Here is a 19,270-nt window from a genome sequence, read left to right on the forward strand (position 1 = left end):
GGTTTGGCCCGGCCGCGCCCGGCAATGTGAAGGTATGACCGACGACGAGCACGGCTATCGCAAGCTGCTGCAGGAGCTGCTGCTCGAGTACGGGCCGTGCGGTCAGGAAGATGCGGTCCGCGACCTCTGCCGGCGCGAGCTCGAACCCGTGGTCGACGAAACCTGGGTCGACGCAGCGGGCAATCTGATCGGCGTGCTGCGTGGCGGCGACGGTCCCCCGGTGCGGGTGATGGCGCACATGGACGAGCTGTCCATGCTGGTGAAGAAGGTCAACCCGGACGGCACCCTGAACCTGACGCCGCTCGGCACGATGTACCCCGGCAACTTCGGTCTCGGGGCCGTGGCGATACTCGGCTTCCACAAGACGCTGTGCGGGGTCCTCGCCCTGGGTTCCGAACACACGACCGCCGAGTCGCCCCGCATCTGGCAGACGAAACCCGACCAGGGCGACAAGGCGCTGGACTGGCCCGATGTTTACGTATTCACCGGTCTGAGCGCCCGCGAAGTCGAGCAGGCCGGAGTCACCCCCGGAACGCGCGTCTGCATCGACCGCAGCAGGCGCACTCTCCTCGACGTCGGGCACGGCTACCTCGGCTCCTACTTCCTCGACGACCGTGCCGCCGCTACCGCAGCGCTGCTGTGCGCCGCCGAGCTTCGCAGCGGACGGGGCCCCGCCGGCGACGTCTACTTCGTGTTCACGACCAACGAGGAGATCGGCGGGCTCGGCGGCACCTTCGCCAGCCGGACCCTGCCCGGCGATCTGACACTCGCGTTGGAGGTCGGCCCGACGGAGCCGGAATACGGGACGAGCGTCAGCGGGGGCCCGATCGTGGCCTACAGCGACGCCATGTGTATCTACGACAAATGGGTGGCCGACCGGCTGATGGACATCGCCGACGAGCACGGTTTCGCACCGCAGGCGGCCGTGCTCGGAGCATTCGAATCAGACGCGTCGCACTCGAAGTCCAGCGGAGCCTGCGCGCAGGCCGGCCTGCTCTGCCTGCCGACGATGAGCACCCACGGTTACGAGGTGATCGCCACGACGGCAATTCCGGCGATGACGGCGGTGCTAGTTGGTTTCCTCGAGCGTCCGCGCCGCGACGTCGAGTCCGACGCCCAGCGGTGACAGCTCGCGAACACCCTCGTCGCGGATCAGCCCACGCAGCAGCGCGGTGCTGAACTCCACGGCGATCTCCTGGGCGCTGCGCCTGCCGTGGGGCCGCAGCCACCGGTACGAACCGAGCGTCATGCCGATGTAGCCGAGCGCCAGCACATGGGAGTCGCAGTCGTAGAACTCGCCGCTGGCGATGCCGCGGTCGATGACGTCGCGGACGTGTTCGTAGACCTGGGCTTCCTTTTCACGGATGTAGGCCACCTGCTCCTCGGTGAACCACTCCGAGATATAAGGCCCCTCCTGGAAGTACACGGCCGCCCGCTCGATGTCGCTGGCGATACCGACGAGCAGGCGCCGGGTGAAGTGGTAGATCGTCTCGCGCGCCGATGCTGTCGGATCGTCGTGCAGTGCATCGACGGTGAAGTCGGCGGCGCCCTTGTAGATGTCGTAGAGGATCAGCGACTTGCTGGCGTAATAGTGATAGACGGTTGCCTTGTTCAGGCCGACGGCGTCGGCGACGTCATCCATCCGGGTGCCGTGGTAGCCGCGCGCGGCGAACAGCTTGGTGGCGACCGCCAACAGCTCCTCGCGGCGGGACATCCCGTTGGTCGTGACGGATTCAGACATGGCGATTCACTATAGGCATGGAAAACTGACGCAGGCACAGACCTACTAACTGGTTGGTTCAGTCTAGGCCGTTGCGGTGTTCTCATGGGCCTTGCAGGTCTAGACTCGACCCAAGCCGCCGTCGTGTGGCCAGAGGTAACGGAGAGGTGGCGCAGTGGACCCGAACCCTGATTACGACGCAAGCGACGAGCTCGAGTACGGCATCAACTGGTTCGCGTGGATCCTGCGCGGGGTCTATCCGCCTCCCGCGTACCCGCCGGTCTGACCCAGCATCCGCGCCGCTCGGCGCTCGTTGACCCATGCCCTGGTGAGGTCGTATGCGCTCTGCACGTGCCGGCCCAGGGCATCCATCTCTGCCTTGCTCCGCTGAGCGACCACCGTCAGCTTCTCCCGCGCTTCGTTGACCCAGTCGCGCTCGGGCTCCGGAAGCCAATCGGGCGGCCAACGTAGTGACTCCTCCACCAGTGCAGGCAGATTCGCCACGGGCCGACTGTCTTCGCTGTAGCACTCTCCGCACCGGCGGCAGCGCACCTCGTACCGCAATCCGTTGGGTGGCCGCTGCGACGTCTCCACGAAGACGTAGTCGGCCACCGCGACACATCGGGGGCACCGGGCCAATCCGCGTTCGACAACCATGCTCACGCCGATATCGTGCGACCCGCACCGCGCCCGACGCACTAGCAATGTGAGGTCGATGCACGATCGGTGCCGTTTCGAGACCTCCGCCGACGAGGCTCAGGCGGCGCTGCGGGTGGCCTCTCGCAACGCGGCGCGCAGGCCACGCCGTCGCCCGTCGCCGGCCGGCGCCGCCGCATCACCAAATCTCAGCTCCGAGTTCGTCTCCGGAGCGTTGTTGCTGTCAGCCCGCAGGTACCGGTCCGGCAGCGCGAGTTTGAGGATCGTCCAGAACGACTGCCAGTACTGGCGATAGAGCGGACCGGTGGTGTAAGGCAGATCGTACTTGTCGCACAGTGCGCGCACCCGCACGCTCATCTCCGCGTACCGGTTGCTGGGCAGATCGGGAAAGAGGTGGTGTTCGATCTGGTAGCAGAGATTCCCGCTCATGAACGCCATGACCGGCCCGGCGTGAAAGTTGGCCGACCCCAGCATTTGTCGCAGGTACCACTCGCCACGGGTCTCGTTCTCGAATTCCTCGACGGTGAACTTCTCCGCGCCGTCGGGGAAGTGGCCGCAGAAGATCACCATGTAAGCCCAGTAATTGCGGATCAGATTGGCCACGACATTGGCCTTGAGCGTGTGCTTCCAGTTGGTTCCGGTGAGCGCCGGGAAGACCACATAGTCCTTGCCCACCTGCTTGCTGATCTTCTTGCCCGCCAACCGCATATCCTTGCGTGCCTGCGCCCACGTCTTCTCTTTCTTGCGGATCTTGTCCACTTCGATGTGGTGCGCGGCCACTCCCCACTCGAACAGGGTGCCCAGCAGCAGGTTGTAGATCGGGTTGCCGATCATCCACCGCTCCCACGGCTCGTCGCGGGTGACCCGCATGATGCCGTAGCCGACGTCGCTGTCGAGACCGACGACGTTCGTGTACTTGTGGTGCACGAAGTTGTGGGAGTGCTTCCAGTGCGCCGACGGACAGGTGGTGTCCCACTCCCACTCCGTCGAATGGATCTCGGGGTCGTTCATCCAGTCCCACTGTCCGTGAATGACGTTGTGCCCCAACTCCATGTTCTCGATGATCTTCGCCGAGGCCAGCATTGCCGTACCGGCGTAGCGGGCGATGCGACTGCTGCTGGCGAAAAGCGCAATTCGGCCGCCCGCGGCCAGCGCCCGCTGCAGCTGGATCGAGCGGCGGATATAGCGTGCGTCCCGCTCGCCCCGGGATTCCTCGATGTCGGCCCGAATCTGGTCGAGCTCTTGGGCCAGCGCTTCGACGTCGGCTTCGGTGAGGTGCGCATACGCCTTGATGTCGGTGATCGCCATGTCGAGGTCTCCTCAGATGTTGATGGTGCAGTTGCCCGACGCGGTGGACACGCAGGTCTGGATACGGTCGCCGGCACCGTGTTCGGTCCCGGAGCGGATGTCGCGGACGTGTCCGTCTTCGAGCGGGAGCACGCATGTCTGGCAGATGCCCATCCGACAGCCGAACGGCATCTGGATGCCGACCTTCTCACCCGCTTCGAGAATCGATGTGGCACCGTCGATCTCGACCGACTTGTCGGCGTGCGCGAAGGTCACCGTGCCGCCCTCCCCACCCTTGTCGGTGGCCGCGATGGTGAACCGCTCCATGTGCAGGTTCTCGGCGAGATCCTCGGCGGTGAAAAGGTCTTCGACGGTGTCGAGCATCTCGTTGGGTCCGCAGATCCACGCCGACCGCTCGCGCCAATCGGGCACCAGCTCGTCGAATCGGTCGAAGTCGACCTTGCCCCGGTCGCGGGTGAGGTGCAGATGGAGGCGGTAGCCGTCCTGGGCCCGCTCGAGCTCGCGGAGTTCCTCGCAGAAGATGACGGCATCTTCGTCAGGCGCGGAGTGGACGTGCACGATGTCGGGGCGCTGCCCGCGGGCGCGCAGAGACCGCAGCATGGCCATGATCGGCGTGATGCCGCTTCCCGCAGTGATGAACAGCAGCCGCGGAGGCGGTGGATCGGGCAGCGTGAACTCACCCTTGGGCGCCGCGAGCCGAATGATCGTGCCGGGCTCGACACCGTCGACGAGGTGCGTCGACAGGAAACCCTCTGGGGTGGCCTTCACCGTGATCGAGATCTGGTTGTCGGCCTGCTCGGGCACCGAGGTCAGCGAATACGACCGCCAGTGCCAGCGGCCATCGACCCGCAGCCCGATGCCGACGTACTGGCCGGCGGCGTACTCGGCGGAGAACCCCCAGCCGGGTCTGATGATGACGGTCGCCGAATCCTCGGTCTCCGGCCGCACCGCGATGATCTCTCCGCGCAGCTCCCGCGCCGACCACAGGGGATTCAGCAACGAGAGGTAGTCGTCGGGCAGCAGCGGGGTCGTCGCCCGCGCGGCCAGTCCCCGCACCATGTTGACCCAGCTGCCCGACGGCGCCTCCACGTCGCGGGCGGGCGCCTTGCTCCAGCGCGCCACCGTTTTCACCAGTCCGGCCACGGAACCGCCCTTCCTCGCTGCATACCGGCTGTGACCGTTGTCACATTGTCCGAGCGAGGTGTAGCCCTACCGGCCGGTAACTAAACCCGACACGGCGCGCCGTCAGACTCCTGGCAGGCGATTGCCAGATGACACCGACGAACGTCGAGTGCGAGCCGGTAGGTGAGCATTCAGCAAACCGGCTACGCCGCGGCTGCTTTCACGGCCCGACCCACCTCAGCACGCAGCTCTCCATACTCAGGCGAGCGTCGAAGCTCATCGGGGTCCACTCCCGTCCGGGGCAGATCGACCGGGATGTCGAGCGCGACCTGGCCGGGTCGACGGGTGAGCACGACGATGCGAGAGCCGAGGAACGCAGCCTCGTCGGCGCTGTGCGTGACGAACACGGTGGTCCGGCCCGACTCGGCGCTCACCTGTCGCACGTCCTCCTGCAGCCGCTCCCGCGTCAGCGCGTCCAACGCGGCGAACGGCTCGTCGAGCAGGAACAACGGCGTCTCGGCGGCCAACGCCCTGGCGATCGCCACGCGCTGCTGCTGGCCACCGCTGATCTCCCAGATCCGCCGATTCGCCGTACCCGCAAGGCCGACGCGGTCGAGGAGCTCGTCGCGACGCTCGGTTCGCCTGTTCCGCGGCACTTTTGCGTACTTGAGGGCCAGCTCGACGTTTCCGCCGACAGTGCGCCACGGGAAGAGCCGGGGCTGCTGGAACACCACGCCGGCCGTGACGCCGGGAGTCGGTGCTTCACCGGCGATCTGCACCGAACCCTGGCTCGGTGACTCGAACCCGGCGAGCAGACGCAGCAGCGTGCTCTTGCCGCACCCTGAGGCGCCGACAAGGACCAGGAAGGAACCCGGGTCGACCGTCAGGTCGACCGGGCCCAGCGCAGTGACCTCGTCGCCGCCCTTGCCGTAGCGGTGCGACACCGAGTTGATCTGGATCGCACCGCTATTGCGCGAGGACATCCGGAAGGCCCTTGGTGTAGATGGCGTCCTGGAAGGTCTTCAGCGGTGCCGCGGCCGGGATCTGCTTCTGCTCGGCCAGGAACTCCGACGCGCTCTGCAGGTTGGCGGCAATGTTGCCCGGATTCCCTTCGGAGCCAAGCCATTCCGCGGAGGCCACTTCTTGCGGGGTGAGGTAGACGCCCTGCTTGATCTGGCCTGCCGTCTCCTCCGGGGTCAGGCCGATTTCGGCGGAGATCGCCGTGGCCGCGGCCCCCGGATCGTCCTTGATCAAATCCAGCGCGCGGGCTTCCTGCTGACGCCAGACGTCGACGACATCGGGATGCGCTTCGGCGAACTCCTCGGACACTACGCCGAGGTCGAGCGTCGGCTTGCCGTCCTTGGCCAGCTGCCTGCTGGTGATCAGGTTCTCGCCGGTGGCACGCAGCTGGTCGAGCGTCGGCAGCCAGGTGTAGGCGGCCTCGATGTCACCACGCTCCCACGCCGCGAGGATCGCCTGCGGCTGAAGGTCGACGAGCTGAACATCGCTGGGCGACAGGCCGTTCTGGTTCAGGGCGGCGAGCAGGCTGTAGTGCGCGGTGGAGGCGAACGGGGTGCCGATGCGCTTGCCCCTGAGCTCGGCGATCGTGTTGATGTTCGAGTCGTTACGCACGACGAGCGCCTCGTTGTCGCCGGCCACGTCGAGCACGAACGCGACCTGATACGGGATGTTCAGCGGCTCGGACAGCCCGCGCGCAACCGGGCTGGAACCCAGGGCGCCGAAGTCGAGCTCCTTGGCGATGAACGCCGTGTTCACGTCGGCGCCCGAATCGAACTTCGTCCACTTGATGTTGTAGTCGGGCAGCGCTTCTTCGAGCCACTTGCTGTTCTTCACGATCAGATCGCCGCTCGGGAACGTCTGATAGCCGATCCGAATGGTGGGCCTGTCCGGGTCTCCGGACTGCCCACCATTGCCTACCGAGCAACCCGCCAGGGCCAGCACGGCCGCGACGAGCGCTGCGAGAAGGGTTTTGTAATTCATCTAGATTTGTCCTAAACCTTTCCAATCCAGGGGACACTGCGGCGTTCGATCGAACGCAGCAGTGAGTCGATGACCAGACCCGAGAAACCGATCGCGAAGATGCCCACCAGCACGACGGGCGTGTTGTTGTAATTGCTTGCGTCCTTGACCAATCCGCCGATTCCGGGAATGCCGTTGAACAGCTCGGCGGCCACGACCGACGAGTAGGCCATGCCGACGGCGAGCCGGATGCCGGTGAACGTCTCCGGTAGCGCCGACGGGACGACGACGTCACGGATGACGTCACGTCGCGAAGCACCCAGCGCCCGCGCCGCCTCCTGCAGCCCGACGGGCGCGGCGACGACCGCGGCGGTGGTCGCGACGGCGGCGGGCGGCAGCGCGGCAAGCGCGAGCAGCGTCACCTTGGGTGCCTCGTCGATGCCCAGCCAGATCACGAGCAGGAAGAAGTAGGCCAGCGGGGGCAGCGCCCGTAGAAACGTCAGCCAGGGTTCGAGGACGCTGCGGACCCAGCCGACGGAGCCCATCAGAAGTCCGAGTGCCACGCCGAGCACAACCCCGATCACGACGCCGGCGAGCACCCGACGCAACGTCATGTAGAGGTGCTCCCACAGCAGGTAGCCCGCGTACCCGCGGACACCGTCGTCGGTGGTCGAGACGTCGATGAACGCGTTCCACACCGTCGCCGGGTACGGCACAAAGGTCTGGTTCCAGATCCCGCTGGCGGCGGCGGCCTGCCACACGAGGCCGAAGATCACGACCGACAGCAGCGGCAGCGCCACCGTGGTCAGCAGGCCCCGCCAGCGGTTCTGTGCTCGACGCGCGTCGGGGCCCGGCGCCGGGGAACGGGCGTCAGAGTCGGAGCCGGGTGCGATATCGGCGAAAACGGACACCGGCAGACATTGACGGATGCGTCATGATCGGGGAATAGCTGCGATCAGCACGAGCAAAAGTCGGATCACCACGTGAGCACCGGTTTGACGACGTCACCGGTGTGCTGTGCGGTCAGGGCGGCCTCGACGTCGCCATGGGCGAAGGACGTGACGAGCCGGTCGACGGGAAAGCGCCCCTCGGCGTGCATGGCCAGCAGCTGCGGGATGAAAACCGAAGGCACGGAGTCGCCTTCCAGGCATCCGTGCACGCTCTTGCCCCGCATGACGAGATCGCGCAGATCGATCGGGGGTACTCCGGCACCGAGGCCGACCGCGACAGCGGTACCCCCGACCGCAAGTGATTTCACCGCGTCGGCGAGCACGTTCGGACTGCCCGTGGTGTCCAGGGCGTAGTCCACCCCTCCGCCGGTGATCTCGCGGATCCCGGCTACCGGATCTTGCGTTGGATCGAAAGCGGCTCGCACACCCAGGCTTTCGGCGAGCGCGCGCCGCTGCGCCGACGGTTCCACCACGATGACGGTCTCCACATCTGCCGCCAGCGCGGCCAGCACGCCCGCCAAACCGACTGCGCCGGCGCCGAATACGGCCAGTGTGCTTGCGGGGCGCGGTCTCAGCAGGTTCAACACCGCGCCCGCCCCGGTCTGGAATCCGCAACCCATCGGCGCCGCGATGACCGGATCGACATCTGGCCCGACCACCACGGTGTTGTCCGGACTCGCGAGGGCGTAGCCGGCGAGGCTGGACTGACCGAAGAAACCGTCGAGCACAGGCCGGCCACCGACAGTAACCCGTGGCGTACGGTCGTTACGCGCGCCGAAGTTGTTCAGCCTCGCCGCATTTCGGCAGTATGTCGGGCGCTGGTCCGCACAGTTGACGCAGACGCCGCACGACCGGAACGACAGCACCACGCGATCCCCCGGCTTCACGCCGTGCACCTGCGGGCCGACCGCCTCGACGGTCCCTGCCCCTTCGTGGCCGAGCAGAACGGGCCGATCCTGGTTTCCCGCAACGCGATTGACCAGATCGGTGTGACAGATCCCGGCTGCCTCGATGCGTACCAGGATCTCGTCACCTCGCGGTTCGTCGACCCTGACATCGGCGACGACGAACGGATCCCCTTGTGCGTACGACAACACCGCGGTGGTTTCGGGCATGCGCTACCGTAACGCCCGCTTGACGCCCGTCAAGTTCGACATCGTCGCGGTCGCCCGTGGGTTTACAGTCGCGAACCGATCCGTCACGCAAATTGTCTAGCCGAGCTACAGAACGCGACCGGCGGTAGCAGGAACTCTTACACTGACCTTTTCCATGCGCCGTGAGCGACACTTAGATCGGACTGACATCGATGATCATCGGGATACCGAGAGAGTCCCTACCTGGGGAGACGCGGGTGGCCGCGACCCCGCAGACGGTCGGCCAGCTCATCAAGCTCGGCTACGAGGTAGTCGTGGAATCCGGGGCCGGAGCCGCGTCGAGCTTCGCAGATGCGGCCTACGCCGAGGCGGGCGCCAATGTCGGCAGTCGCGAAGAGGCACTCTCCGCCGATGTCGTACTCAAGGTGAACGCCCCCGACGACGCCGAGATCGCGCAGCTGAAGGACGGCACGACCCTGGTCGGCCTGATCTCCCCCGCGCTGCGGCCCGAGCTCGTCGAGAAGCTGGCGACGCGCCCGATCACGGTGCTGGCGATGGACGCGGTGCCGCGCATCTCTCGCGCCCAGTCGCTAGACGTGCTGTCGTCGATGGCCAACATTGCCGGCTACCGCGCCGTCGTCGAGGCAGCCCACGAGTTCGGCCGGTTCTTCACCGGCCAGGTGACCGCCGCGGGCAAGGTGCCGCCGGCCAAGGTGCTCGTCGTGGGCGCTGGTGTCGCTGGTCTGGCGGCGATCGGCGCCGCAGGCAGCCTCGGTGCCATCGTGAAGGCCACCGACCCACGCCCCGAGGTCGCCGATCAGGTCCGCTCGCTGGGCGGCGAGTACGTCTCGGTCGATCCGAACGCCGGCGAGGTCTCGGCCACCGGATACGCCAAGGAGATGGGTGAGGACTACAAGGCCCGGGAGGCGGCGCTGTACGCCGAGCTGGCCGAAGACGTCGACATCATCATCACCACCGCGCTGATCCCGGGTAAGCCCGCCCCGCGCATCATCACGGCCGACATGGTGGCCTCGATGAAGCCGGGCAGCGTGCTCGTCGACATGGCTGCGGCCAACGGCGGCAACATCGAAGGCACGGTCAAGGATCAGAAGGTCGTCACCGACCACGGCGTGACGATCATCGGCTACACCGATCTGGCCGGTCGCCTGCCCGCGACGGCGTCACAGCTCTACGGCACCAACCTGGTCAACCTGTTGAAGCTGTTGACGCCGGAGAAGGACGGTCAGCTGACCCTCGACTTTGACGACGTCGTGCAACGCTCGGTCACCGTCGTGCGCGACGGTGAGATCACCTGGCCGCCGCCGCCGGTGCAGGTGTCGGCGGCACCTGCGGCCAAGGCCGCAGCGGCGCCGGTGCAGGCCACGCCCGCCAAGGCGCCGATGACGATGGGCCGCCGGTTGGGCATCACGTTCGCCGTCGCGGCAGCGCTTTTCGCGTTGATCGCGCTCTCACCGGCCGCCCTGCAGGTGCACCTGACGGTCTTCGCGCTGGCGATCGTCATCGGCTACTACGTGATCGGCAACGTGCACCACGCACTCCACACCCCGCTGATGTCGGTGACCAACGCCATCTCCGGCATCATCGTCGTCGGCGCGCTGCTGCAGATAGGGCACGGCGACATCATCGTGACGTCGCTGGCTTTCGCAGCGATTCTGCTGGCCAGCATCAACGTCTTCGGCGGCTTCGCGGTCACGCGACGCATGCTCGCGATGTTCTCGAGGAGCTAGGAACATGTTCACACTGGAGACCGCGGCCACCGCCGCCTACGTCGTCGCCGCACTGCTGTTCATTCTGGCCCTGGCCGGGTTGTCCAAGCACGAAACCTCCCGTGCGGGAAACAGTTTCGGTATCGCCGGGATGGCCGTCGCGCTGGTCGCGACGATCGCGCTGGCGCTGGCCCGCCACATCGAGCCCCTGGGTCTGGTGCTGCTGATCGTCGCGATGGTCATCGGCGCGGCAATCGGGTTGTGGCGTGCCAAGATCGTCGAGATGACGGGCATGCCCGAGCTGATCGCGTTGCTGCACAGCTTCGTCGGCCTGGCCGCCGTGCTGGTGGGCTGGAACGGTTACCTGCACGTCGAAGGCGATGCCGCCGGCGCGGAAGCCGCGCAGCTGGCGAACGAGGGGATGCTGGGCATCCATTCGGCCGAGGTCGTCATCGGCGTCTTCATCGGGGCGGTCACCTTCACCGGCTCTGTCGTGGCCAATCTGAAGCTGTCGGCCAGGATGAAGTCCGCACCGATGATGTTGCCCGGCAAGAACTTCCTCAATGTCGGTGCGCTGGTGGTTTTCGCCGCGCTGACAGTGTGGTTCGTCATCGATCCACAGCTGTGGCTGCTGATCGTCGTCACCGTACTGGCGCTGCTGCTCGGCTGGCACCTGGTGGCCTCGATCGGCGGTGGTGACATGCCCGTCGTCGTGTCGATGCTCAACAGCTACTCCGGTTGGGCCGCAGCGGCTTCGGGCTTCCTGCTGGGCAACGACCTGCTCATCATCACCGGAGCACTCGTGGGCTCCTCCGGTGCCTACCTGTCCTACATCATGTGCAAGGCGATGAACCGGTCGTTCATCTCCGTCATCGCAGGCGGTTTCGGCATCGAGGCAGGGCCTGCCGAGGACAAGGACTACGGCGAGCACCGCGAGATCACCGCCGAGGGTGCGGCCGAACTCCTCGCGGGCGCCACCTCGGTCATCATCACCCCCGGCTACGGCATGGCTGTGGCTCAGGCGCAGTACGGGGTGGCCGACCTGACCCGCAAGCTGCGCGAGCGCGGCGTCGAGGTCCGCTTCGGCATCCACCCCGTCGCCGGCCGCCTGCCCGGTCACATGAACGTGTTGCTCGCCGAAGCCAAGGTGCCCTACGACATCGTGCTGGAGATGGACGAGATCAACGACGACTTCGACGGCACCTCCGTCGTGCTCGTCATCGGCGCCAACGACACCGTGAACCCCGCCGCCTCGGAGGATCCCGGGAGCCCGATCGCCGGTATGCCGGTGCTGACGGTGTGGAACGCCGACAACGTCATCGTGTTCAAGCGCTCGATGGCCTCCGGCTACGCCGGTGTACAGAACCCGTTGTTCTTCCGCGAGAACACCCAGATGCTGTTCGGTGACGCGAAGGACCGCGTCGATGCGATCAACGCGGCACTGTCGGTCGGCGAAAAGGTCTAGAACCGGTTGGGGGCGATGTGGCCCCCGGGGGATTGCTCGCTCAGCAACTGCCCGGCCCGGTATTGTGGACGGCTCGGGGGTCGAGCCAGTGCCCTGTAGCCGCGGACCACAGCGGGTAGCAGCATGCAATCAGCGCCGTCGCCACTGCCCACAGGCGACAACTTCTCTTTCGACAGCAACGACCTCGGAGAAACCGAGGAGTTCCTCGTACGCACTTACACGAAGATGACCATCGCCGCAGGCGAAGGGGAAAGCGCTTCCGCACGCATCGATCGGCGTTGGCTCGGACCGATCAGTTTCGATGAGATCGAACTGGACTTCCACATGTCCTACGACGCGGATCCGCTTCAACGGGTCTGCCTCTGCCGGGTGCACACGGGACGCATCGAGGAGAACTTCATCGGCCAGGGCCAGGACGTCTTCGAGCCGGGAGACGTGACGCTGCTGACACAACCCGACCTGCCCTACTCGGGTCGCGTGTGCCGATCGAACTACGACCTGACGATGTTCGATGCCGCCTTGCTCGACCGGGTCGCGACGCCCGAGGAAGCCGGCGCCGAGGGCAACGTGCGCCTGCTCGGTCACCGTCCGGTATCGGAGCAGGCGCAGAAACGGCTCGACGCCGCCATCGAATACGTGCGCACCGTCGTCCACGCCGATGGCGCGGAGCCGACCCCGCTGGTGGCGTCCACTACCGCGTCCATGCTCGCTGCCGTCGTCATCGAGGCACTGCCGACCAATGTGATGACCGAGCCCACCTCGCGTGACCGGGTCGACAGCAAGCCACCGCTGCTGCGGCGCGCCATCGCCTACATCGAAGGCAACGTGGAAGAGGACATCGCGCTCGCCGACATCGCCGCGAGCGTGCACATCACTCCTCGTGCCCTGCAGTACATGTTCCGCAGGCATCTGGACATCACGCCGATGGAGTACCTGCGCCGGGTGCGGCTGGACCACGCGCACCGCGAACTGGTCACTTCGGACCCGTCCACGACGACAATTCAGATCGTCTCAGCGCGTTGGGGATTCGGGCACACCGGACGTTTCGCGTCCATGTATCGAAAGACTTACGGCCGCAATCCTTCTGACACTTTGAGGAACTGATCAGCGCAGACCGCGGGTTGCCGGTCCTTCGAGCAGTTCGCCGTCGGGAGCGAAACGCGACCCGTGCAGCGGGCATTCCCACGCCTTGTCGGCGTCGTTCCAGTCGACAATGCCGCCCAGGTGGGGGCACACCGGCGACACGGTGCGCTCGACTCCGTCGACGACGCTGGTCGCGCGGAGCCGCCACGGCGGACCACTGACCCGGCCCTGGCCCTCGTCGGGGGTCTGCGACGGTGTCGTCGCGGGGGCCACCCAACCCTTGGCCAGGTGCAGCCCGACTTCGAAGTTCATCTGCAGCGCAGTCGGAATCCCGCTGAGCTCATGCGGACTCCAGCTCGCGAACGCCTCCGCCCAGTCCATCCGGCCGCCGAGGATGCGCGACGACAGCGCCAGCGCCGCGGCGACCCCGTTAGTCATCCCCCATTTGTCGAATCCCGTTGCCACCAGGATGTTTTCCATTTTCGGCAGTAGCGGGCCCACGTAAGGCAACTCGTCGGCGGGGTGGTAATCCTGTGCCGACCAGAAGTGGGTCTGCTGGGCGCCCGGGAAGTGCAGCGTGGCCCACCGCGCCAACTCGTCGACGGCACCCTTGGGATGGTCGGACCTGCCCACAGGATGTCCCGCGCCGCCGACGATCAGCTTGTCGCCCGTCGGAGTCGGCGCGTACCGCACCGAGCGGCTGGGCGAGTCGACGGAGATGTACATGGACCGGGTGATGTCGCCCGGTACGTCGAAAGCCAGGCAATACGAACGCATCGGCTCGGCCCTGGCGAAGAAGAACCCGCGGTCGAGAACCGGTATGCCCGTTGCCAGCACGCATCGCTGGGCGGTGATTGCGAACTGGTCGTCGCGGGTGTCCTGGGAGTCTGCAGTCATTCTTAGCTTGACGGTGACGGGGCGGGTCCCGGAGACCGCCGTGGCGCGCACTCCCTGAAGCAGTGTGCCGCCGTGCCTTTCGAGTTCGGTCACCAGGCTCGACAGGTACGGCATCGGATCGATCTGTGCCTGATCTCGCAGGCGCACCCCGCCTGCGAACGGGAACGGCACGTCGGCTTCGTCGACCCAGAGGGCATCGAGTTCCGCTTCCCTGCACGCCGACAGGATCTGCCTGGTCGTACCGAGACCCTTGGCGTTCTGGGCGTAGGCGTGGTCGTCCTCGCGCTGGACGCTCACACCGTGGTCGTCGCAATATCTCAGAAGCCAGTCACGGCCCTCGGTGTTTCCGGTGATGTAGGCGCGCAGCGTCGAGGTGCCGTGCTTGGATGCGATGTTCGCCAGCTTGCTGCCCTGCAGCACGCTGACTTTTCCGGTCGTGTTTCCCGTCGCGCATGCGCCGACATGGCGCGCCTCGACGACGACCACCTTCTTGCCCGCACGGGCCAGCAGGAGCGCGGTGGTCAATCCGGTGATGCCGGCGCCGACCACGACCACGTCGGCGGTCCGTTGGTCGGCCACCTCGTCTGGGCGCGAAGCAGTTTCGGTTCGACCGTCGGTCCACAGTGAAGCCATGGCGCGCGGTTTACCCGGTGCCGAACGCGCCAAACGCCGCTGTTTGCGGTCGGCAGCAGCGGGAACGCCTGCGGCGTGGACCAGTCACAGGCACCACTGCTCGAGGCGCTCGCCGACTATCACCGGCAGGGCCGATACGGATTCACCCCTCCCGGGCACCGGCAGGGCCGAGGCGTCGACCAGCGGGTCGTAGACGTACTCGGCATCGAGCCGTTCCGCGACGACGTGCTGGCCAGCGGCGGGCTCGATGACCGCCGGTCCCGGGGCGGCCATCTCTCGCGCGCCGAGGAGCTCATGGCCGATGCGGTGGGCGCCGAGTACGCATTCTTCTCCACCTGCGGCAGCTCACTGTCGGTGAAGGCCGCGATGATGGCGGTGGCCGGCGGAGGCGACGGCCTCCTGGTCACCCGGGACAGCCACAAATCGATCGTGGCGGGTCTGATCTTCGGCGGTCTGCAACCGCGCTGGATCACCCCGCAGTGGGATCCGGTCCGCCACCTGTCGCATCCTCCGTCCCCGCAGCAGGTCGAGGAGGCCTGGCAGCGCCATCCTGATGCCGATGGCGCGTTGGTCGTCAGCCCGAGCCCGTACGGCACGTGCGCCGACCTCAGCGGCATCGCCGAGATCTGCCATCGCCGCGGGAAGCCGCTCATCGTCGACGAGGCGTGGGGCGCTCACCTGCCCTTCCACCAGGACCTGCCGACGTGGGCGATGGACGGGGGCGCCGACGTCTGCGTGGTCAGCGTGCACAAGATGGGCATGGGCTTCGAGCAGGGCTCGGTGTTCCACGTGCAGGGCGATCTGATCGACCGCGACCGGTTGAGCGCGTGTGCCGACCTGTTGATGACGACCAGCCCCAACGTTCTCGTCTACTCGGCGATCGACGGCTGGCGACGGCAGATGGTCGAGCGGGGCGAATCGCTGCTGGGAGACGCCCTGCACCTGGCGTCGTCGGTGCGTGCATCCCTCGCGGAGATCCCGCAGGTCGACGTCATGGAGGACGAGCTGCTCGGCGAGCAGGCCTCCCACGACCTGGACCGGCTGCAGGTGCTTCTCGACGTGTCGGCGACCGGCACCTCCGGATATCAGGCCAACGACTGGCTGCGCGAACACTGCCGCATCGATGTCGGCATGAGTGATCACCGGCGCATCCTCGCCACGATGTCCACCGCCGACGACGGGGACAGCGCGCAGCGGCTGCTCGACGCACTGCACGCGTGGCGAGAAGCAGCCGAGGATTTCGACCGTCCTTCGGCCATCCACCTTCCCGGGCCCGACGAGCTCCAGCTGGAAACGGTGCTGCTGCCCCGCGACGCGTTCTTCGGGCCGACCGAGATGGTGCCCGCCGCCGACGCCGTGGGACGTGTCTGCGCCGAGCAGATCACGCCCTACCCACCCGGCATTCCTGCCGCGATCCCCGGCGAGCGCCTCAACGACACCGTCGTGAACTACCTACGCTCCGGACTGGCCGCCGGCATGAACCTGCCCGACGCGACCGACCCGTCGCTGGAATGCTTCCGGGTTGTGGCCTGACCCACCCTCGCTGCGTCGTTTCAACGCCCCGAGACCGGGCAGTCAGGGCCCATGACGACGATCTCGGAACTGACCACGTTGCCCGTCCGCGCAGGAGCGGCGCTGCGCGACAAGCGGTTCTTCCATCCGACGGGCGTGCTGTGCGGCGGCACCGTCACACGCACGGCGCCGGCCGGCGAAGGGCTGCCGCTGGAGTCCGGCGATGTCGTCGGGCGGATCTCGAAGGGCGCAGGAACGCCCGGCTCACTACCGGATTTCGCCGGGTTGGCATGGCGCATGCAGAAAGACGCCGACGGCTCCCAGCCGTGGGATGTCCTGACGGTCTCGTCTGCGGCGCGCGTTGCGCTACGGCCCGTCGGGTCGTGGGCCGCGGCACAGTATTCGACTCTGATGCCCCTCGGCTATCCCAGTGGCATCTTCTGGTTGCGCGCCACGATGACGACGACCCTCGAAGGGGGCGGCCTGTCACTCGACACCATCCGCGAGCACATCGCGTCGGACACCATCGAATTCGCTGTCGAGCAGGCGTTCGGCATCGGGCCGTTCCATCCGCTGGCCACCTTGACATTCGACCGCGAACTGTGCGGCGACGAGCCCGGCTGCGACCAACCCTTCGACCCGACGGTGCGCAGCGGGACCAATGTGGCGCTGCTGCCCGGGTGGCTGACCTCGCTGCGCCGTGCGGCGTACCACAACAGCCGAGAGGGGCGTGGCGCGGAGTCCTGAACAGGCAGGGGACCTCCGGGAACCTCACTTGTTTAGACATGTCATATCGTGGCGGTCATGGACTTCGCGATGTCGGACAAGGGCCAGGACTACTACGACCGGCTGACCGATTTCATGGTCGAGCACGTCTTCCCGGCCGAGGCGGCCTACGACGCCTACCGCGAGGAGAAGGGGCCGAAGGACCACACCGTGCCGCCGGTGGTCGAGGAGCTCAAGAAGGTGGCCAAAGAACGCGGACTGTGGAACCTGTTCCTGCCGTCGGAGTCGGGCCTGACGAACCTGGAGTACGCGCCGCTGGCCGAGCTTACCGGCTGGAGCATGGAGATCGCCCCCGAGGCCACCAACTGCGCCGCCCCCGATACCGGGAACATGGAGACGTTGCACCTGTTCGCCACGCCCGAGCAGAGCGAGCAGTGGCTCAAGCCACTGCTGGCCGGTGAGATCCGCAGCGCATTCGCGATGACCGAGCCCGCTGTGGCCTCGTCGGACGCCCGCAACATCCAGACGACCATGCTGCGCGACGGAGACGACTACGTCATCAACGGCCGCAAGTGGTGGATTTCCGGCGCGGCCGACCCCCGCTGCAAGATCCTGATCGTGATGGGCCGCACGAATCCCGATGCGGCCAGCCATCAGCAGCAGTCGATGATCCTGGTGCCCACCGATACGCCGGGGGTGTCCATCGAGCGGTCGCTGCCGGTGTTCGGCTGGCAGGACCAGCACGGGCACTGCGAGATCAGCTTCGACGACGTGCGGGTGCCGGCGAAGAACCTGCTGCACGAGGAAGGGTCCGGCTTCGCGATTGCGCAGGCCCGGTTGGGCCCCGGACGTATCCATCACTGCATGCGCGCCATCGGGGTCGCCGAGCGGGCGCTGGCGTTGATGGTGGACCGGGCGAACAACCGCATCGCATTCGGCAAGCCGCTGGCCGAGCAGGGTGTGGTGCAGCAACAGGTCGCGTTGTCGCGCAACGAGATCGACCAGGCGCGACTGTTGTGCCACAAGGCGGCGTGGGTCATCGACAAGAAGGGCAACAAAGAGGCCCGCAACGAGGTGGCGATGATCAAGGCCGTCGCTCCGCAGATGGCCTGCAACGTGCTCGACCGGGCCATCCAGGTGCACGGCGCGGCGGGCGTCAGCGACGACACGGTGCTCGCGCGGCTCTACGGCTGGCACCGGGCGATGCGACTCTTCGACGGTCCCGACGAGGTGCACATCCGCAGCATCGCGCGTGCCGAGTTGGGCCGCGAGAAGTCAGCTCTCGCGGCCGCGGTGACGGGCTAGTGGCTTTCACCGGCCGAGAGCTCTCGGGGGCGTGGAACTTCCGCGACGTCTCCGAACACACCGGCATCGCGCCTGGCCGGTTCTTTCGCGCCAGCGAGCTCTCGAAACTCGACGACGCGGGACGCGCGGCCATGAGCGGGTACGGCATCACCGATGTCGCCGACCTTCGCTCACTGCCGGAGTTGGAGAAGCACGGCCGGGGGCTTGTCCCTTCGGGTGTCGACATTCATCACCTGCCGTTCGTGGAAACGGTCGCGTCCGACGACGAGGCACCACACGAGCACGCCTTCCAGCGGATGATGACCGAGAAGCCCGCCGATGAAGCGGTCGCCGACGCCGCGGCGCGGTACATGACCGAGGAGTACGGGCGTATCGCATCGGCTCCGTTGGCGCAGAAGGCAGTTCGCCAGGTGGTGACGCTGCTGGGGTCGGATCGGCGAGTTCTGGCGCACTGCTTCGCAGGTAAGGACCGCACCGGTTTCACGATCGCCGTTGTGCTGGAGGCTGCCGGCGTGGACCGCGACGCGATCATGGCTGACTACCTGCAGAGCAACGTCGCCGTCCCGGAACTGCGCGAAAGCATCCTCGCCAATGTGCGGGCCAGGGCCGCCGAGGCTCCGGAGATCATGGAGCTCGCCGAGGCCCGTCTCACGGACTCCGTGCTCGGCGTCCGCGAGGAGTACCTGGACACGGCCCGGCGCACGCTGGACTCCGAATTCGGTTCTCTCAAGGGCTATCTCGAAGCGACGGGTCTCACCGACGACGACATCGCTCGCCTGCGCAAGGCCCTCAACGGCTGATTGCGTAACGCCACGGCGATTTCCGAGCCTGATTTCCGCCACAGCGTTACGCAAATCTCCACGCACGCTCACCCTAGGCCAGTTGCGTAACGCCACGGCGATTTCCGAGCCTGATTTCCGCCACAGCGTTACGCAAGTTCGGTGCCCCACCACCCCGCAGCTAGTTGCGTAACGCCACGGCGATTTCCGAGCCTGATTTCCGCCACAGCGTCACGCAAGTTCGGTGCCCCACCACCCCGCAGCTAGTTGCGTAACGCCACGGCGATTTCCGAGCCTGATTTCCGCCACAGC

17 protein-coding genes and 1 pseudogene are annotated in these 19,270 nt (G+C 66.8%); 9 read left to right on the top strand and 9 right to left on the bottom strand.

Annotated features, from left to right (window positions below):
* Nucleotides 1–34: 34 nt before the first annotated feature.
* Entirely contained in the window at nt 35–1,126 is a 1,092-nt protein-coding gene (locus ACAG24_RS13080) for a M42 family metallopeptidase (RefSeq protein WP_370473480.1), read from the top strand.
* Here the strand turns inward: ACAG24_RS13080 and ACAG24_RS13085 are convergent.
* Nucleotides 1,070–1,741 carry a TetR/AcrR family transcriptional regulator gene (locus tag ACAG24_RS13085; protein ID WP_370473481.1) on the bottom strand — a complete coding sequence of 224 codons (672 nt, stop codon included), beginning with the start codon at nt 1,739–1,741 and terminating at the stop codon, nt 1,070–1,072. The genes ACAG24_RS13080 and ACAG24_RS13085 overlap by 57 nt on opposite strands.
* A gap of 154 nt (nt 1,742–1,895) precedes the next feature.
* Here ACAG24_RS13085 and ACAG24_RS13090 point away from each other — a divergent pair.
* Nucleotides 1,896–2,006, top strand: a pseudogene (locus ACAG24_RS13090) (CAP domain-containing protein); the annotation flags it as partial.
* On the opposite strand, the gene ACAG24_RS13095 reads toward ACAG24_RS13090, so the two are convergent.
* The 7 genes from ACAG24_RS13095 to ACAG24_RS13125 all read right to left on the bottom strand — a co-directional run bounded on the left by ACAG24_RS13095 (nt 1,976) and on the right by ACAG24_RS13125 (nt 8,852).
* Nucleotides 1,976–2,377: a hypothetical protein gene (locus ACAG24_RS13095; RefSeq protein ID WP_370473522.1), complete on the bottom strand. Its 402-nt coding sequence runs from the start codon at nt 2,375–2,377 to the stop codon at nt 1,976–1,978. The pseudogene ACAG24_RS13090 and the gene ACAG24_RS13095 overlap by 31 nt on opposite strands.
* 99 nt (nt 2,378–2,476) lie before the next feature.
* Nucleotides 2,477–3,685 (bottom strand): fatty acid desaturase family protein, encoded by a 1,209-nt coding sequence (locus ACAG24_RS13100; protein WP_370473482.1) that lies wholly within the window; start codon nt 3,683–3,685, stop codon nt 2,477–2,479.
* Between the two features lie 12 nt (nt 3,686–3,697).
* Nucleotides 3,698–4,828: a ferredoxin reductase gene (locus ACAG24_RS13105; protein WP_370473483.1), complete on the bottom strand. Its 1,131-nt coding sequence runs from the start codon at nt 4,826–4,828 to the stop codon at nt 3,698–3,700.
* Between the two features lie 182 nt (nt 4,829–5,010).
* On the bottom strand, nt 5,011–5,790 hold the full coding sequence (locus ACAG24_RS13110; RefSeq protein WP_370473484.1) for an ABC transporter ATP-binding protein: 780 nt from the start codon (nt 5,788–5,790) through the stop codon (nt 5,011–5,013).
* Nucleotides 5,774–6,808: a taurine ABC transporter substrate-binding protein gene (locus tag ACAG24_RS13115; RefSeq protein ID WP_370473485.1), complete on the bottom strand. Its 1,035-nt coding sequence runs from the start codon at nt 6,806–6,808 to the stop codon at nt 5,774–5,776. The genes ACAG24_RS13110 and ACAG24_RS13115 overlap by 17 nt, the downstream gene beginning before the upstream one ends.
* An 11-nt stretch (nt 6,809–6,819) precedes the next feature.
* Nucleotides 6,820–7,698, bottom strand: coding sequence for an ABC transporter permease (locus ACAG24_RS13120; protein WP_370473486.1), 879 nt, complete (start codon nt 7,696–7,698; stop codon nt 6,820–6,822).
* Nucleotides 7,699–7,763: 65 nt separating this feature from the next.
* Nucleotides 7,764–8,852 carry an NAD(P)-dependent alcohol dehydrogenase gene (locus ACAG24_RS13125; protein WP_370473487.1) on the bottom strand — a complete coding sequence of 363 codons (1,089 nt, stop codon included), beginning with the start codon at nt 8,850–8,852 and terminating at the stop codon, nt 7,764–7,766.
* Between the two features lie 191 nt (nt 8,853–9,043).
* Here ACAG24_RS13125 and ACAG24_RS13130 point away from each other — a divergent pair, with 191 nt between their 5' ends.
* From ACAG24_RS13130 to ACAG24_RS13140, 3 genes are all read left to right on the top strand, one after another.
* On the top strand, nt 9,044–10,579 hold the full coding sequence (locus ACAG24_RS13130) for a Re/Si-specific NAD(P)(+) transhydrogenase subunit alpha (RefSeq protein ID WP_370473488.1): 1,536 nt from the start codon (nt 9,044–9,046) through the stop codon (nt 10,577–10,579).
* 4 nt (nt 10,580–10,583) lie between these two features.
* On the top strand, nt 10,584–12,023 hold the full coding sequence (pntB, locus tag ACAG24_RS13135) for a Re/Si-specific NAD(P)(+) transhydrogenase subunit beta (protein ID WP_370473489.1): 1,440 nt from the start codon (nt 10,584–10,586) through the stop codon (nt 12,021–12,023).
* A 123-nt stretch (nt 12,024–12,146) separates the two neighbouring features.
* A complete protein-coding gene (locus ACAG24_RS13140) occupies nt 12,147–13,127 on the top strand; it encodes a helix-turn-helix transcriptional regulator (protein WP_370473490.1) in 981 nt (326 codons plus the stop codon).
* Here the strand turns inward: ACAG24_RS13140 and ACAG24_RS13145 are convergent, their stop codons facing one another.
* Complete coding sequence (locus tag ACAG24_RS13145; protein WP_370473491.1) at nt 13,128–14,636, bottom strand: FAD-dependent oxidoreductase; 1,509 nt, start codon at nt 14,634–14,636, stop codon at nt 13,128–13,130.
* A gap of 75 nt (nt 14,637–14,711) precedes the next feature.
* On the opposite strand from ACAG24_RS13145, the gene ACAG24_RS13150 reads away from it, so the two are divergent.
* From ACAG24_RS13150 to ACAG24_RS13165, 4 genes are read left to right on the top strand one after another with little or no spacing between them, the layout of a single operon-like run.
* A complete protein-coding gene (locus ACAG24_RS13150) occupies nt 14,712–16,169 on the top strand; it encodes an aminotransferase class I/II-fold pyridoxal phosphate-dependent enzyme (protein ID WP_370473492.1) in 1,458 nt (485 codons plus the stop codon).
* 51 nt (nt 16,170–16,220) lie between these two features.
* On the top strand, nt 16,221–16,895 hold the full coding sequence (locus tag ACAG24_RS13155) for a phosphodiesterase (RefSeq protein ID WP_370473493.1): 675 nt from the start codon (nt 16,221–16,223) through the stop codon (nt 16,893–16,895).
* 57 nt (nt 16,896–16,952) lie between these two features.
* Nucleotides 16,953–18,179, top strand: coding sequence for an acyl-CoA dehydrogenase family protein (locus ACAG24_RS13160; RefSeq protein ID WP_445206187.1), 1,227 nt, complete (start codon nt 16,953–16,955; stop codon nt 18,177–18,179).
* Complete coding sequence (locus ACAG24_RS13165) at nt 18,179–18,979, top strand: tyrosine-protein phosphatase (protein WP_370473494.1); 801 nt, start codon at nt 18,179–18,181, stop codon at nt 18,977–18,979. Before ACAG24_RS13160 ends, ACAG24_RS13165 begins: the two co-directional genes overlap by 1 nt.
* Nucleotides 18,980–19,270: the final 291 nt, after the last annotated feature.

The sequence above is a fragment of the Mycobacterium bulgaricum genome (assembly GCF_041287165.2).
Lineage (GTDB): Bacteria > Actinomycetota > Actinomycetes > Mycobacteriales > Mycobacteriaceae > Mycobacterium > Mycobacterium bulgaricum.

Coding starts and splice junctions, on each gene's coding strand:
- ACAG24_RS13115 (WP_370473485.1), bottom strand. CDS start 6,808: ATGAATTACAAAACCCTTCTCGCAGCGCTCGTCGCGGCCGTGCTGGCC.
- pntB (WP_370473489.1), top strand. CDS start 10,584: ATGTTCACACTGGAGACCGCGGCCACCGCCGCCTACGTCGTCGCCGCA.
- ACAG24_RS13130 (WP_370473488.1), top strand. CDS start 9,044: ATGATCATCGGGATACCGAGAGAGTCCCTACCTGGGGAGACGCGGGTG.
- ACAG24_RS13110 (WP_370473484.1), bottom strand. CDS start 5,790: ATGTCCTCGCGCAATAGCGGTGCGATCCAGATCAACTCGGTGTCGCAC.
- ACAG24_RS13080 (WP_370473480.1), top strand. CDS start 35: ATGACCGACGACGAGCACGGCTATCGCAAGCTGCTGCAGGAGCTGCTG.
- ACAG24_RS13160 (WP_445206187.1), top strand. CDS start 16,953: ATGGACTTCGCGATGTCGGACAAGGGCCAGGACTACTACGACCGGCTG.
- ACAG24_RS13145 (WP_370473491.1), bottom strand. CDS start 14,636: ATGGCTTCACTGTGGACCGACGGTCGAACCGAAACTGCTTCGCGCCCA.
- ACAG24_RS13125 (WP_370473487.1), bottom strand. CDS start 8,852: ATGCCCGAAACCACCGCGGTGTTGTCGTACGCACAAGGGGATCCGTTC.
- ACAG24_RS13085 (WP_370473481.1), bottom strand. CDS start 1,741: ATGTCTGAATCCGTCACGACCAACGGGATGTCCCGCCGCGAGGAGCTG.
- ACAG24_RS13155 (WP_370473493.1), top strand. CDS start 16,221: ATGACGACGATCTCGGAACTGACCACGTTGCCCGTCCGCGCAGGAGCG.
- ACAG24_RS13095 (WP_370473522.1), bottom strand. CDS start 2,377: ATGGTTGTCGAACGCGGATTGGCCCGGTGCCCCCGATGTGTCGCGGTG.
- ACAG24_RS13100 (WP_370473482.1), bottom strand. CDS start 3,685: ATGGCGATCACCGACATCAAGGCGTATGCGCACCTCACCGAAGCCGAC.
- ACAG24_RS13140 (WP_370473490.1), top strand. CDS start 12,147: ATGCAATCAGCGCCGTCGCCACTGCCCACAGGCGACAACTTCTCTTTC.